The 13,716-nt window shown below is 54.9% G+C and carries 11 protein-coding genes; 8 read left to right on the top strand and 3 right to left on the bottom strand.

Going from position 1 to position 13,716, the window contains the following annotated elements; translation table 11 throughout:
• The first annotated feature begins 129 nt into the window (after nt 1-129).
• Complete coding sequence (gene pyrG / locus ENTMO_RS0119275) at nt 130-1,767, top strand: glutamine hydrolyzing CTP synthase (protein WP_010434601.1); 1,638 nt, start codon at nt 130-132, stop codon at nt 1,765-1,767.
• A gap of 82 nt (nt 1,768-1,849) precedes the next feature.
• Nucleotides 1,850-3,148 carry a phosphopyruvate hydratase gene (gene eno, locus ENTMO_RS0119270; protein WP_010434599.1) on the top strand — a complete coding sequence of 433 codons (1,299 nt, stop codon included), beginning with the start codon at nt 1,850-1,852 and terminating at the stop codon, nt 3,146-3,148.
• Between the two features lie 53 nt (nt 3,149-3,201).
• On the opposite strand, the gene ENTMO_RS0119265 is transcribed toward eno, so the two are convergent.
• A complete protein-coding gene (locus ENTMO_RS0119265; RefSeq protein WP_010434597.1) occupies nt 3,202-4,311 on the bottom strand; it encodes an SDR family oxidoreductase in 1,110 nt (369 codons plus the stop codon).
• Nucleotides 4,312-4,668: 357 nt separating this feature from the next.
• A complete protein-coding gene (locus ENTMO_RS0119260) occupies nt 4,669-5,493 on the bottom strand; it encodes a MurR/RpiR family transcriptional regulator (protein ID WP_010434594.1) in 825 nt (274 codons plus the stop codon).
• 166 nt (nt 5,494-5,659) lie between these two features.
• Here ENTMO_RS0119260 and ENTMO_RS0119255 point away from each other — a divergent pair, with 166 nt between their 5' ends.
• The 3 genes from ENTMO_RS0119255 to queE are packed head-to-tail and all read left to right on the top strand — an operon-like array spanning nt 5,660 to nt 8,652.
• Nucleotides 5,660-7,219: a PTS transporter subunit EIIC gene (locus ENTMO_RS0119255; RefSeq protein ID WP_029485176.1), complete on the top strand. Its 1,560-nt coding sequence runs from the start codon at nt 5,660-5,662 to the stop codon at nt 7,217-7,219.
• Nucleotides 7,219-7,926 (top strand): N-acetylmannosamine-6-phosphate 2-epimerase, encoded by a 708-nt coding sequence (locus tag ENTMO_RS0119250; RefSeq protein ID WP_010434580.1) that lies wholly within the window; start codon nt 7,219-7,221, stop codon nt 7,924-7,926. The genes ENTMO_RS0119255 and ENTMO_RS0119250 overlap by 1 nt, the downstream gene beginning before the upstream one ends.
• Before the next feature lie 54 nt (nt 7,927-7,980).
• Nucleotides 7,981-8,652: a 7-carboxy-7-deazaguanine synthase QueE gene (queE, locus tag ENTMO_RS0119245; protein ID WP_010434572.1), complete on the top strand. Its 672-nt coding sequence runs from the start codon at nt 7,981-7,983 to the stop codon at nt 8,650-8,652.
• 86 nt (nt 8,653-8,738) lie between these two features.
• On the opposite strand, the gene queD is transcribed toward queE, so the two are convergent.
• Entirely contained in the window at nt 8,739-9,101 is a 363-nt protein-coding gene (queD, locus tag ENTMO_RS0119240) for a 6-carboxytetrahydropterin synthase QueD (protein ID WP_010434567.1), read from the bottom strand.
• A 307-nt stretch (nt 9,102-9,408) separates the two neighbouring features.
• Between queD and cysJ the strand changes: the two genes are divergently transcribed.
• The 3 genes from cysJ to cysH are packed head-to-tail and all read left to right on the top strand — an operon-like array spanning nt 9,409 to nt 13,676.
• Nucleotides 9,409-11,214 carry an NADPH-dependent assimilatory sulfite reductase flavoprotein subunit gene (gene cysJ, locus ENTMO_RS0119235; RefSeq protein WP_010434566.1) on the top strand — a complete coding sequence of 602 codons (1,806 nt, stop codon included), beginning with the start codon at nt 9,409-9,411 and terminating at the stop codon, nt 11,212-11,214.
• On the top strand, nt 11,214-12,926 hold the full coding sequence (gene cysI, locus ENTMO_RS0119230; RefSeq protein WP_010434563.1) for an assimilatory sulfite reductase (NADPH) hemoprotein subunit: 1,713 nt from the start codon (nt 11,214-11,216) through the stop codon (nt 12,924-12,926). Before cysJ ends, cysI begins: the two co-directional genes overlap by 1 nt.
• 15 nt (nt 12,927-12,941) lie before the next feature.
• Complete coding sequence (gene cysH, locus ENTMO_RS0119225) at nt 12,942-13,676, top strand: phosphoadenosine phosphosulfate reductase (protein WP_010434558.1); 735 nt, start codon at nt 12,942-12,944, stop codon at nt 13,674-13,676.
• The last annotated feature ends 40 nt before the right edge of the window (nt 13,677-13,716 follow it).

Raw genomic sequence — 13,716 nt, 5'->3', positions numbered from 1 at the left:
CACTCCTTATGTTTGTCATGGCCTGGAATGGAGACGGAGAATGAAAGTTTGTGGCGCTCGCCGTGTTCGGGTATACTACTTTCCCGTCCTGGTTATTCCATCGTTTCACCCTAACTTCTCAGGTTCAGCATGACAACGAACTATATTTTTGTGACCGGCGGGGTCGTATCCTCTCTGGGTAAAGGCATTGCCGCAGCCTCCCTCGCAGCCATTCTTGAAGCCCGTGGCCTCAATGTGACCATGATGAAACTGGATCCGTACATCAACGTCGATCCGGGCACCATGAGCCCAATCCAACACGGGGAAGTGTTCGTTACTGAAGACGGCGCTGAAACCGATCTGGATCTTGGCCACTACGAGCGTTTCATCCGCACCAAAATGACCCGTCGTAACAACTTCACGACTGGCCGCATCTACTCAGACGTTCTGCGTAAAGAGCGCCGCGGTGACTACCTGGGGGCAACTGTTCAGGTTATCCCACACATCACTAACGCAATCAAAGAACGCATCGTTGCGGGCGGCGAAGGCCACGACGTGGTGCTGGTCGAAATCGGCGGAACCGTAGGTGATATCGAATCCCTGCCATTCCTTGAAGCGATTCGTCAGCTGGCTGTCGATATTGGTCGTGAGCACGCGCTGTTCATGCACCTGACCCTGGTGCCGTACATGGCCGCCGCAGGTGAAGTGAAAACCAAGCCGACTCAGCACTCAGTAAAAGAACTGCTCTCCATCGGTATTCAGCCAGACATCCTGGTTTGCCGCTCCGATCGCGCGGTTCCAGCGAACGAACGTGCGAAAATTGCATTGTTCTGTAACGTGCCTGAAAAAGCCGTTATTTCAATGAAAGACGTCGATTCCATTTATAAAATCCCGGGCCTGTTGAAATCACAGGGCCTGGACGATTATATTTGTAAACGATTCAGCTTGAACTGTCCGGAAGCTAACCTGTCTGAATGGGAACAGGTTATTTACGAAGAAGCCAATCCGGCTGGTGAAGTGACTATCGGTATGGTCGGCAAGTACATTGAACTGCCGGACGCCTATAAGTCAGTCATCGAAGCGCTGAAGCACGGTGGTCTGAAGAACCGCGTCTCCGTGAACATCAAGCTGATTGACTCGCAGGATGTTGAAACGCGTGGCGTCGAAATTCTGAAAGATCTGGATGCGATTCTCATCCCGGGCGGCTTCGGCTACCGTGGTGTAGAAGGCAAGATCGCCACCGCGCGCTATGCGCGTGAAAACAATATTCCATACCTCGGCATCTGCCTGGGTATGCAGGTTGCGCTGATCGAATTTGCGCGCAACGTAGCGGGAATGGAAAACGCGAACTCTACGGAATTTGTGCCAGACTGTAAGTACCCTGTAGTGGCGCTTATCACTGAATGGCGCGACGAAGAAGGTAACGTCGAAGTCCGTACCGAGAAGAGCGATCTGGGTGGCACTATGCGTCTTGGCGCACAGGCCTGCCAGCTGTCCGACGATAGCGTGGTTCGCAAGCTGTATGGCGAGCCAACCATCACCGAGCGCCATCGTCACCGCTATGAAGTCAACAACATGTTGTTGAAACCGATTGAAGCTGCGGGTCTGCGTGTTGCGGGCCGTTCCGGGGATGATCAGTTAGTCGAGATCATCGAGGTGCCTAACCATCCATGGTTCGTTGCCTGCCAATTCCACCCGGAATTTACTTCTACGCCGCGCGACGGGCATCCGCTGTTTGCAGGCTTCGTGAAGGCCGCCAGCGATTACCAGAAGCGTCAGGCGAAGTAAAAAAAGTTAGAACGGCAACGCGTACCTCTGGTACGCGTTGTTTGTCTGGAGTTTTAGTTTAACTTGTACTGAGGAAAATCTAATGTCCAAAATCGTTAAAGTCATCGGTCGTGAAATCATCGACTCCCGTGGTAACCCGACCGTTGAAGCGGAAGTTCACCTGGAAGGTGGTTTCGTTGGTATGGCTGCTGCTCCATCAGGTGCTTCTACTGGTTCCCGCGAAGCGCTGGAACTGCGCGATGGCGACAAATCCCGCTTCCTGGGCAAAGGCGTACTGAAAGCGGTTGGCGCTGTAAACGGTCCTATTGCTCAGGCAATCCTTGGCAAAGACGCCAAAGACCAGGCTGGCATCGACAAGATCATGATCGATCTGGACGGTACTGAAAACAAATCTAACTTCGGTGCGAACGCAATCCTGGCTGTTTCCCTGGCTAACGCCAAAGCAGCAGCAGCAGCGAAAGGCCAGCCACTGTTCGAGCACATCGCTGAACTGAACGGCACCCCAGGCAAATACTCCATGCCTGTACCAATGATGAACATCATCAACGGTGGTGAGCACGCAGACAACAACGTTGATATTCAGGAATTCATGATTCAGCCAGTTGGCGCGAAATCCCTGAAAGAAGCAGTACGTATGGGTTCTGAAGTGTTCCACAACCTGGCTAAAGTTCTGAAAGCTAAAGGTATGAACACTGCTGTTGGTGACGAAGGTGGCTATGCGCCAAACCTGGGTTCTAACGCAGAAGCTCTGGCTGTAATCGCTGAAGCAGTTAAAGCAGCAGGCTACGAGCTGGGCAAAGACATCACCCTGGCGATGGACTGTGCAGCATCTGAATTCTACAAAGACGGTAAATACGTTCTGGCTGGCGAAGGCAACAAAGCATTCACCTCCGAAGAGTTTACTCACTTCCTGGAAGACCTGACCAAACAGTACCCAATCGTGTCTATCGAAGACGGTCTGGACGAGTCTGACTGGGCTGGCTTCGCATACCAGACCAAAGTACTGGGCGACAAAATCCAGCTGGTTGGTGACGATCTGTTCGTAACCAACACCAAGATCCTGAAAGAAGGCATCGAGAAAGGCATCGTTAACTCCATCCTGATCAAATTCAACCAGATCGGTTCTCTGACCGAAACTCTGGCTGCGATCAAAATGGCGAAAGACGCTGGCTACACCGCTGTTATCTCTCACCGTTCTGGCGAAACTGAAGACGCTACCATTGCTGACCTGGCTGTGGGTACCGCTGCAGGCCAGATCAAAACTGGTTCTATGAGCCGTTCTGACCGTGTTGCTAAATACAACCAGCTGATTCGTATCGAAGAAGCACTGGGCGAAAAAGCACCATACAACGGTCTGAAAGAGATCAAAGGCCAGGCATAATTGCTTAAGCCTTAAAATGAAAATGCCAGTCGAATGACTGGCATTTTTTTTGGCTATTTAAAATCAACCGCCATTTGCTCCGGAATGGTCAACCCCTGGGTGGTTTGCACGCAGCGGGCGATGTAATCCGTAAACCGCGGTGGCTTTGGCATCCCCATGCTAAGCAGCTTATCGTTGCTGAAGCGCACGTTAAGCGTGGCAAACGCACCGTATAAACGCATGGCTTTCAGCATCAGACGTTCGTTGCACGGGCCAAAAATATGTTTTAACTCGCGGCGCATTCTGACCAGCGTTTCGTAGCTGACCTGCGCATATTTATCACCGACGGGGGCTTTCTCCAGTGCCAGCGCCATTGCCCGATCGATATCTGCAAAGCGAACGCTGTTCTCTTCTCCCGCAGAAATATGTACCACTTCCCCCGGACGAACGTTGCTGTTGAGCAGCATTAACATCGCGTCGGCGCAATAATCCACCGGAACAACGTCGATTCGGTCCTCCATTGAGCACATAAACTTCTGCAGCATCAGGCCCATGCTAAAGACCCAGAAAATGCTGCTCGACGGCGTGCAGCCATGACGGGTATGGCCGACAACAATGGACGGACGGGCGATGAGCAGCGGCAGGTTCGGACACTCCTGGCGCATCAGCTGTTCGATGGTTGACTTCGAAAACGTGTATTCCACCAGGTGTTCAGCATTCTCTCTTAATTCAGCGCTTTCGGCGACCAGTGAATCCTGCTCCGGCGTGCATGACATTGCGGTGCCGACGTGGAGGAAACGCTGCAGTCCTGTGACCTGCTCCATACGGCGCGCCAGCGCGAGCGTACCTTCAACGTTGACTTTCCAGATCAGCGGGTTATTACCAAATGAGGCGACAGCCGCACAGTTAACGACATGCGTGACGCGATCCAGACGGGGATCGCTCAGAAAGGCTTCAGGCTGGCTGAGGTCGCCAGTCAGGATATTATCCACATTCAGGGAGGCCAGTTTGTCCTCAGGCACGTTGAACTTGCGCATATTCTCCAGCACGCGCTCCAGCCCGCTCTGCGGATCGCCAGCACGTGCAAGCAAAAGGAGTTCTACGGATTGGTCGTTGGTCAGGATTTTTTCAAGAACTGCACCACCCAGAAATCCGGTCACGCCTGTAATCAATAACATCTTCATTAATACCGTCTCATTATGATTGATGAGGCGGATTGTAGGCGCGCAAAAGTAAACGGCATTTAAATAATAAATCGCCGAAACCGACAGTATCTTAAGTTTATTTTAAGGAAAGGAAATCGGGTGGATATATTCGACATTAGTGGAAGGGTAAAAATTCACTCTATTAAAATTTAATTTTTAACCTATTGAATTTAATGTTTTTTGTGGGTGGTGCTTGAATGGAAAACGTGATTAAAAATGTAAGAAATATAATAATTTGTTACACCAAACATTTACCAAATAAATGATTTAAGCACCGCTTAACTAAAAGCAGATGGCATAAATCGCAGGCTGTTTTATTTAGCCTGCGAAGGTTTTTTAGAGTAACAGGGGAAGTGTGGCGCTGGCTGTTTGTTGGCTAACGTCGCCGTAATGACCATCGAGCGCAATCATGGACGTGGTCAGCAGCTCGACCAGCAGCATCACCCCAACCTTAGCATTGAGTGCGCCTGCGCTAAGGGGACCTTCTGGTTTGGCGGCAACCAGCTGCATGTCGCTCAGAGACGCCAGCGGGCTGCGGGGTGTATTGCTGAGTGCCAGAACCTTAACGCCGCGCTTGCGGGCAAGTTTCACCACGTGGAGTAAATCCCGCGTTGAACCCGAACTGGAGATGGCCACAACCAGTGTCTCTTTCGAAAGCGTTGTCGCATTCATGGCCGCGCGGTGCATATCGCTAAACAGCTGTGCAGGTTTGCCCAGCCGCAACAGTTTGTAATGCAGATACTCCCCGAGGATGGCGCTGGCCGCAACGCCATAAATCTGCACGGATTGGGCCTGATGCAGCGCCAGCGCCGCCTTTTCAAGCAGCGTGCGGTCGAGGAGTCTGGCGGTATCCTGCAAAGCCTGCACCGACTCATCCACGACGTTATCAATCTCATCCCCCGCCTGACGCGCGGGCTGACCCTGTTGTATATCCAGCGCAAGCGCCATTTTAAATTCGTTATAGCCCTTGCAGCCCAGCGTCCGGCAAAGGCGCGTGACGCTGGCCTCGCTGGTGTGGCTCTCGCGCGCCAGTTCAGTGATCGTCAGGTAGAGCACCCGGGCAGGATCGCTGAGGACAAACTCGCCGAGTTTTTGTTGCGTTGGGCTATACCCGGAAGCCTCCTGGCGGAGCTTCAGCAGCAGATTTTCATGGTCCGACATGCCACGTCCTTAATGTGTTTCGCTGCGTCTAGTGTGGCGGAAAGGAGGGGAAAGATGCCAGTCATTTTGAAAAAGTATGATCGGCTTCCTGGTTTTTGATGATAATTTTCACTATGTATTATTTATATGGTAAAAATTTTCATCGTTTAATGGGGAGATGAAAAAAATGATGCAAATGTTCAGTGGCGCTTCTTCGGGGGGATGGTTTGAAAAAGCGCAGCGCTTTGGTAAGTCCTTTATGTTGCCCATCGCCGTGTTGCCCGCGGCGGGTCTGCTGCTGGGGATAGGCGGTGCGTTATCGAATCCGAATACGCTGGCGGCTTATCCGTTTTTAGATGTGGGCTGGCTTCAGGCCATTTTCACTATCATGAGCAGTGCCGGTTCAATTGTGTTTGCGAACCTCTCGGTGTTGTTTGCGGTTGGGGTTGCCGTCGGGTTGGCAAAAAGCGATAAGGGCACGGCTGGGCTGGCGGCGCTTCTCGCGTTTCTGGTGATGAATGCCACCATCAACGCGCTGCTGATCCTCACCGGCAAACTGGCGCACGCGAACCCGGGTGCCGTGGGGCAGGGCATGACGCTGGGGATTCAGACGCTGGAAACCGGCGTGTTTGGCGGCGTGGTGATTGGTCTGGTGACCTGCACGCTCCATCATCGGTTTAATAAAATTGCGCTTCCGCAGTTCCTCGGCTTCTTTGGCGGCTCGCGCTTTGTCCCCATAATCAGCTCGCTGGCCGCGATACTCGTCGGCGCGCTCATGACCGTGGTTTGGCCGCATTTCCAGAAACTGATTTTTGGTCTCGGCGGGCTGGTGGATGCCACCGGCTATCTGGGCACTCTGCTGTACGGCTTCATTTTACGCATGCTGGGCCCGTTTGGTTTGCACCACATTTTCTATCTGCCGTTCTGGACCACCGCGCTCGGCGGCAGTGAGATTGTCAACGGTCACTTGGTTGAGGGCACACAGCGGATCTTCTTCGCCCAGCTGGCCGATCCCACCACGCGTCAGTTTTACGAAGGCACGTCACGATTCATGTCCGGGCGCTTCATTACGATGATGTTTGGCCTGCTCGGCGCCTGTCTGGCGATGTACCACACGGCAAAACCAGAGAATAAAAGGCGCGTTGCCGGGCTGCTGCTCTCTGCGGCGTTAACCTCGTTCCTGGCCGGGATTACCGAGCCTATCGAGTTCTCCTTCCTGTTTATTGCGCCGGTACTTTACGTCATTCATGCGCTGTTTGACGGGCTGGCGTTCATGCTCGCACACATGCTGCATATCACCATCGGACAAACCTTCTCGGGCGGTTTTATTGACTTCGTGCTGTTCGGCATTTTGCAGGGGGGGGCCAAAACCAGCTGGATGTTCGTTCCGCTGGTCGGCGTGCCGTGGTTCTTCCTTTATTACTTCACCTTCCGCTACCTGATTAACCGCTTCGATTTTGCCACGCCGGGTCGGGAAAAGGAGGCGATGGCCAATGAAGTGACTTTTTCGCAGAGCGAGCGCGCCGTTGCGGTGATCGCTGGATTAGGCGGAAAAGAGAATCTGGAAGAGGTGGACTGCTGCGCTACGCGTCTTCGCGTCACGGTGAAGGACGGCAGCAAAGTGAATGACGCGGCGCTGAAAGCCACCGGCGCGCGCGGCGTTATCGTGCGCGGTAACGGTGTTCAGGTCATTTATGGCCCGCACGTCACGATTATCAAAAACGAAGTGGAAGAGATCTTATCGTAATGAAAACTGTACTGGATAACCTGAAGGGAAAACTGGTCGTCTCCTGTCAGGCGCTTGAGAATGAACCGCTGCACAGCCCGTTTATTATGTCGCGGATGGCGCTGGCGGCGGCGCAGGGCGGGGCCGCCGCCATTCGTGCCAACAGCGTGGTAGATATTGAGGCCATTAAGCAGCAGGTCTCTTTGCCTGTTATCGGCATCATCAAACGGGATTACCCGGAAAGCGAGGTGTTTATCACCGCCACGATGAAAGAGGTGGATGAGCTGATGACCGTCTCGCCGGAAATCATAGCGCTTGATGCGACGGCGCGGGAGCGCCCCGGTGGGGAATCCCTGGAAACGCTGGTCACGCGCATCCGCTCACGGTATCCCGCGGTACTGCTGATGGCGGATATCGCCACCGTGGGTGAAGCCGTGACGGCGCAGGCGCTTGGCTTTGACTGCGTCGGCACCACGCTTTACGGCTATACGGCGGAAACGGCGGGTCATTCGCTTCCTGAGAATGACTGCGAGTTCCTGAAGGCAGTGCTGGCTGCCGTGACGGTTCCCGTGGTTGCCGAAGGCAACGTGGATACCCCTGAACGCGCGGCCAGATGCCTGGCGCTGGGCGCGCATACGGTTGTTGTCGGCGGCGCAATCACCCGTCCACAGCAAATTACCGAGCGTTTTATGGCGGCGATTGGCGCGCAAAGCACCGATGGAGCATGACCATCCGGCGGGGATCTGCGATACTTATCGTTTATCCCCTTTACTGAGATGACTATGCAGTACCCGATTAACGAGATGTTCCAGACCCTGCAAGGCGAGGGTTACTTTACCGGCGTTCCCGCTATTTTCATTCGTTTACAGGGATGCCCGGTTGGCTGTGCCTGGTGTGATACCAAACATACGTGGGATAAGCTCGCAGATCGGGAAGTGTCGCTGTTTAGCATACTGGCGAAAACCAAAGAGAGCGATAAGTGGGGCGCGGGCAGTCCAGAAGATCTGCTGGCCATTATTGGTCGTCAGGGCTGGACGGCGCGCCACGTGGTGATCACCGGCGGTGAACCCTGCATCCACGATCTGACGCCGCTGACCGAGCTGCTCGAAAAGAACGGCTACAGCTGCCAGATTGAAACCAGCGGCACCCATGAAGTGCGCTGTTCACACACCACCTGGGTGACGGTATCGCCAAAAGTGAATATGCGCGGCGGGTATGACGTGCTGTCTCAGGCACTGGAACGGGCGGATGAGATTAAGCACCCGGTAGGGCGCGTACGTGATATCGAAGCGCTGGATGAACTGCTGGCAACGCTGACCGATGAAAAGCAGCGCGTCATTGCGCTACAGCCGATCAGTCAGAAAGACGACGCGACGCGCCTGTGCATTGAAACCTGTATTGCACGTAACTGGCGCCTGTCGATGCAAACGCACAAGTATCTAAATATTGCATAAAAAAAGCCCGGTGGCGCTAGCGCTAACCGGGCCTAGGGTTCGAGGCTCTTATAGGCCGGGTAAGCGTTAGCGCCACCCGGCAAGCATCACTCCCCGCGATACACGCAGCCTGCCGTGCAGGTCTCTTTGATCATCACCGCGCTCAGCAGCGGCACCAGCGGCTTCATCTGATCCCAAATCCATTTTGCCAGCACTTCGCTGGTCGGGTTTTCAAGGCCAGGAATATCATTCAGATAGTAGTGATCCAGACGATCGTAGGTCGGCTTAAACGCGGCCTTCAGCTCGGCAAAATCCATGATCCAACCGGTATGCGGATCGACTTCACCGGTGATCTCAAGACGCACCATAAACGAGTGTCCGTGCAGGCGGCCACATTTATGCCCTTCAGGGACATGCGGAAGGTGATGGGCGGCTTCGAAGGTGAAATCTTTAAACAGTGTGGTGGACATGATCGCTCTCAGTAATGCGGAAAAAACCGCCGCATAGTACCGGAAAGCACAATTTTTAGCATTAACTAAAACGGCTCAATAGGTACGGAGCAGCGATATGCCCTTTTTTTTGTTAATTTTCGTATTACATTTCAATAGGTTAATTAATCGCTTTTACTGTTAAGAACGATAAGTAAAACAGGTTAGTCCATTTGGTTATTTATTATTTCCATCCCTTCTTTAATTGTTATTATCCTCGCCGTTAACCTTATCTTCAGTTTGGATTTATTCGCTTAAAGTCCGCTTGGCTACTGGAACATAACGACGCATGACAACACAGGCCCCACCTTCAAATTTGCTTCCCCTGAACCCGGAGCAACTGGCGCGCCTTCAGGCTGCCACCTCTGATTTTTCTCCCACTCAGCTTGCCTGGGTCTCCGGTTATTTCTGGGGAATGCTCAATCAGCAGCCTGGCGCTGTGGCGGGTGTACCGGCAACGGCCGTTGAAATTCCTGCCATTACGCTCATTTCCGCCTCGCAAACGGGTAACGCCCGCCGCGTGGCCGAAGCGCTGCGTGATGACCTGCTCGCCGCTAAACTGAACGTGAACCTGGTCAACGCCGGGGATTATAAATTTAAACAAATCGCGTCAGAAAAACTGCTGGTGGTTGTGGCCTCAACGCAGGGCGAAGGTGAACCCGCTGAAGAAGCGGTGGCGCTGCACAAGTTCCTGTTCTCGAAGAAAGCGCCGAAGCTGGACGGCACGGCTTTTGCCGTGTTCGGCCTTGGCGATACTTCCTATGAATTCTTCTGCCAGTCCGGTAAAGACTTCGACAGCAAGCTGGCGGAGCTGGGCGCGGATCGCCTGCTGGACCGCGTTGACGCGGATGTCGAGTACCAGACCGCCGCCGCGGAATGGCGTGCCCGCATTGTTGAGGTGCTGAAAGCCCGCGTGCCGAAAGAGACCTCGGCGCAGGCCGCCTTCACCGCAACGGGTGCCGTCAACGACATTCACACCAGCCCGTACACCAAAGAGGCACCGCTGACGGCAAGCCTGGCGGTGAATCAGAAAATTACCGGCCGCGACTCGGAAAAAGACGTGCGCCATATCGAGATCGATCTCGGCGACTCTGGCCTGCGCTACCAGCCGGGCGACGCGCTGGGTATCTGGTATCAGAACGATCCGGCGCTGGTGAAAGAGCTGGTTGAGCTGCTGTGGCTGAAGGGTGACGAGCCTGTCACCATTGACGGCAAAACCCAGCCGCTTTCAGACGCGCTGCAGTGGCATTTCGAGCTGACGGTGAACACCCCGAATATCGTCGAAAATTACGCCACCTTAACGCGCAGCGAATCCTTGCTGCCGCTGGTGGGCGACAAAGCGAAACTGCAGCATTACGCCGCGACGACGCCAATTGTCGATATGGTGCGTTTCTCTCCGGCTCAGCTGGATGCCGATGCGCTGATCGGCCTGCTGCGTCCGCTGACCCCGCGCCTGTACTCCATCGCCTCTTCGCAGGCCGAAGTGGAGAGCGAAGTGCATGTTACCGTCGGCGTGGTGCGCTACGACATCGAAGGCCGCGCCCGCGCGGGTGGGGCATCAAGTTTCCTGGCGGACCGCGTGGAAGAAGAGGGCGAAGTGCGCGTCTTCATTGAGCACAATGACAACTTCCGCCTGCCTGCGAACCCGGAAACGCCGGTCATCATGATTGGCCCAGGCACCGGCATTGCGCCGTTCCGCGCCTTTATGCAGCAGCGCGCGGCAGATGAAGCGTCGGGTAAAAACTGGCTGTTCTTCGGCAACCCGCACTTTACCGAAGATTTCCTCTACCAGGTTGAATGGCAGCGCTATGTTAAAGAAGGCGTACTGACCCGCATCGATCTGGCCTGGTCCCGCGACCAGAAAGAAAAAGTATACGTACAAGACAAACTGCGCGAACAGGGCGCAGAGCTGTGGCGCTGGATCAATGACGGTGCCCACATTTATGTCTGCGGCGACGCCAATCGCATGGCGAAGGACGTTGAGCAGGCACTGCTGGAAGTGATTGCCGAATTCGGCGGTATGGATGCCGAAACGGCGGATGAATTTTTAAGTGAGCTGCGCGTAGAGCGCCGTTATCAGCGAGATGTCTACTAATGAGCGAAAAACATCCCGGCCCACTGGTGGTCGAAGGCAAACTGACTGATGCCGAGCGCATGAAGGTAGAGAGCAACTACCTGCGCGGTACCATTGCCGAAGATTTGAATGACGGTCTGACCGGCGGTTTCAAAGGCGACAACTTCCTGCTGATCCGCTTCCACGGTATGTATCAGCAGGACGACCGCGACATCCGCGCCGAGCGTGCAGAACAGAAGCTGGAGCCGCGTCACGCGATGCTGCTGCGCTGCCGTTTGCCGGGCGGTGTGATCACCACCAAACAGTGGCAGGCCATCGATAAGTTCGCGGGTGAAAACACGATTTACGGCAGCATCCGCCTGACCAACCGTCAGACCTTCCAGTTCCACGGCATTCTGAAGAAGAACGTGAAGCCGGTGCACCAGATGCTGCACTCGGTCGGGCTGGACGCGCTGGCAACCGCCAACGACATGAACCGTAACGTGCTTTGCACCTCGAACCCGTATGAGTCCGAGCTGCACGCCGAAGCGTATGAGTGGGCGAAGAAGATCTCTGAGCACCTGCTGCCGCGCACCCGCGCCTACGCAGAGATTTGGCTCGATCAGGAAAAAGTCGCGACCACGGACGAAGAACCGATCCTTGGCCAGACCTATCTGCCGCGTAAGTTTAAAACTACTGTCGTGATCCCGCCGCAGAACGATATCGACCTGCACGCCAACGACATGAACTTCGTGGCAATTGCCGAAAACGGCAAGCTGATTGGCGTTAACCTGCTGGTGGGCGGCGGCCTGTCCATTGAGCACGGTAACAAGAAAACCTATGCCCGCACCGCGAGCGAGTTCGGCTTCCTGCCGCTGGAGCACACGCTGGCCGTGGCGGAAGCGGTAGTGACTACTCAGCGCGACTGGGGTAACCGTACCGACCGTAAAAACGCGAAAACCAAATACACCCTGGAGCGCGTGGGCGTAGAGACGTTCAAAGAGGAAGTGGAGCGTCGCGCAGGCATCAAGTTTGAGCCGATCCGCCCTTACGAATTCACCGGTCGCGGCGATCGCATTGGCTGGGTGAAAGGTATCGACAATAAATGGCACCTGACGCTGTTTATTGAAAACGGTCGTATTCTGGATTATCCGGGCCGCCCGTTGAAAACCGGTCTGCTGGAAATTGCTAAGATCCATAAAGGTGAGTTCCGCATTACCGCCAACCAGAATCTCATCATTGCCGGCGTGCCGGAGAGCCAGAAGGCTAAAATCGAGAAGCTGGCGCGCGATCATGGGTTGATGAATGCGGTTAAACCGCAGCGTGAAAACTCGATGGCCTGCGTGTCGTTCCCGACCTGCCCGCTGGCGATGGCCGAAGCGGAACGTTTCCTGCCGTCATTTACTGACAAGGTAGAAGCGATTCTGGAAAAACACGGTATTCCGGACGAGCATATCGTGATGCGCGTTACCGGCTGCCCGAACGGCTGCGGTCGTGCAATGCTGGCCGAGCTGGGACTGGTTGGCAAAGCGCCGGGTCGTTACAACGTGCACCTTGGCGGCAATCGTATGGGGACGCGCATTCCGCGTATGTACCGTGAAAATATTACGGAACCGGAAATTCTCGATTCCATCGACGAGCTTGTCGGGCGCTGGGCGAAAGAGCGCGAAGCGGGTGAAGGCTTCGGCGACTTTACGGTGCGTGCGGGCATCATTCGCCCGGTACTCGATCCCGCACGGGATTTCTGGGAGTAACCACGAGAGGTAATTATGTCCGTACTCGATCTAAACGCCCTTAATGACCTGCCAAAAGTCGAACGCATTCTGGCGCTGGCAGAAACCAACGCTCAACTGGAAAAGCTGGACGCCGAAGGGCGCGTGGCGTGGGCGCTGGAAAACCTGCCGGGAGACTATGTGCTGTCGTCGAGCTTTGGTATTCAGGCGGCGGTCAGCCTGCATCTGGTGAATCAGATCAGCCCGGACATTCCGGTGATCCTCACCGATACCGGCTACCTGTTCCCGGAAACCTACCAGTTTATCGATGAGCTCACGGACAAGCTCAAGCTGAACCTGAAAGTCTACCGCGCGACGGAAAGTGCGGCCTGGCAGGAGGCACGCTACGGCAAGCTGTGGGAGCAGGGCGTTGAGGGCATTGAGAAATACAATGAGATCAACAAAGTCGAGCCGATGAACCGCGCGCTGAAAGAGCTGAAGGCTCAGACCTGGTTTGCGGGTCTGCGCCGCGAGCAGTCGGGAAGCCGCGCTACGCTACCGGTGCTGGCGGTTCAACGCGGCGTGTTCAAAGTGCTGCCGATCATCGACTGGGATAACCGCACCGTGTACCAGTACCTGCAAAAACACGGGCTGAAGTACCATCCGCTGTGGGACCAGGGCTATTTGTCGGTGGGGGATACCCACACCACGCGCAAATGGGAACCAGGAATGGCGGAAGAAGAGACGCGATTCTTTGGGCTGAAGCGCGAGTGCGGGCTGCACGAAGGGTAAATCCCATTTCCTCCCTCTCCCTGTGGGAGAGGGGTGGGGT

The sequence above is a fragment of the Enterobacter mori LMG 25706 genome, from assembly GCF_000211415.1.
Classification (GTDB): domain Bacteria; phylum Pseudomonadota; class Gammaproteobacteria; order Enterobacterales; family Enterobacteriaceae; genus Enterobacter; species Enterobacter mori.
Note: the sequence above shows the minus strand (reverse complement) of the source record. Positions and strands in the feature narration are given on the sequence as shown.

Excerpts from the sequence above, each read along its gene's own strand:
- pyrG (WP_010434601.1), top strand. The coding sequence starts at position 130 with ATGACAACGAACTATATTTTTGTGACCGGCGGGGTCGTATCCTCTCTG.
- eno (WP_010434599.1), top strand. The coding sequence starts at position 1,850 with ATGTCCAAAATCGTTAAAGTCATCGGTCGTGAAATCATCGACTCCCGT.
- ENTMO_RS0119265 (WP_010434597.1), bottom strand. The coding sequence starts at position 4,311 with ATGAAGATGTTATTGATTACAGGCGTGACCGGATTTCTGGGTGGTGCA.
- ENTMO_RS0119260 (WP_010434594.1), bottom strand. The coding sequence starts at position 5,493 with ATGTCGGACCATGAAAATCTGCTGCTGAAGCTCCGCCAGGAGGCTTCC.
- ENTMO_RS0119255 (WP_029485176.1), top strand. The coding sequence starts at position 5,660 with ATGATGCAAATGTTCAGTGGCGCTTCTTCGGGGGGATGGTTTGAAAAA.
- ENTMO_RS0119250 (WP_010434580.1), top strand. The coding sequence starts at position 7,219 with ATGAAAACTGTACTGGATAACCTGAAGGGAAAACTGGTCGTCTCCTGT.
- queE (WP_010434572.1), top strand. The coding sequence starts at position 7,981 with ATGCAGTACCCGATTAACGAGATGTTCCAGACCCTGCAAGGCGAGGGT.
- queD (WP_010434567.1), bottom strand. The coding sequence starts at position 9,101 with ATGTCCACCACACTGTTTAAAGATTTCACCTTCGAAGCCGCCCATCAC.
- cysJ (WP_010434566.1), top strand. The coding sequence starts at position 9,409 with ATGACAACACAGGCCCCACCTTCAAATTTGCTTCCCCTGAACCCGGAG.
- cysI (WP_010434563.1), top strand. The coding sequence starts at position 11,214 with ATGAGCGAAAAACATCCCGGCCCACTGGTGGTCGAAGGCAAACTGACT.
- cysH (WP_010434558.1), top strand. The coding sequence starts at position 12,942 with ATGTCCGTACTCGATCTAAACGCCCTTAATGACCTGCCAAAAGTCGAA.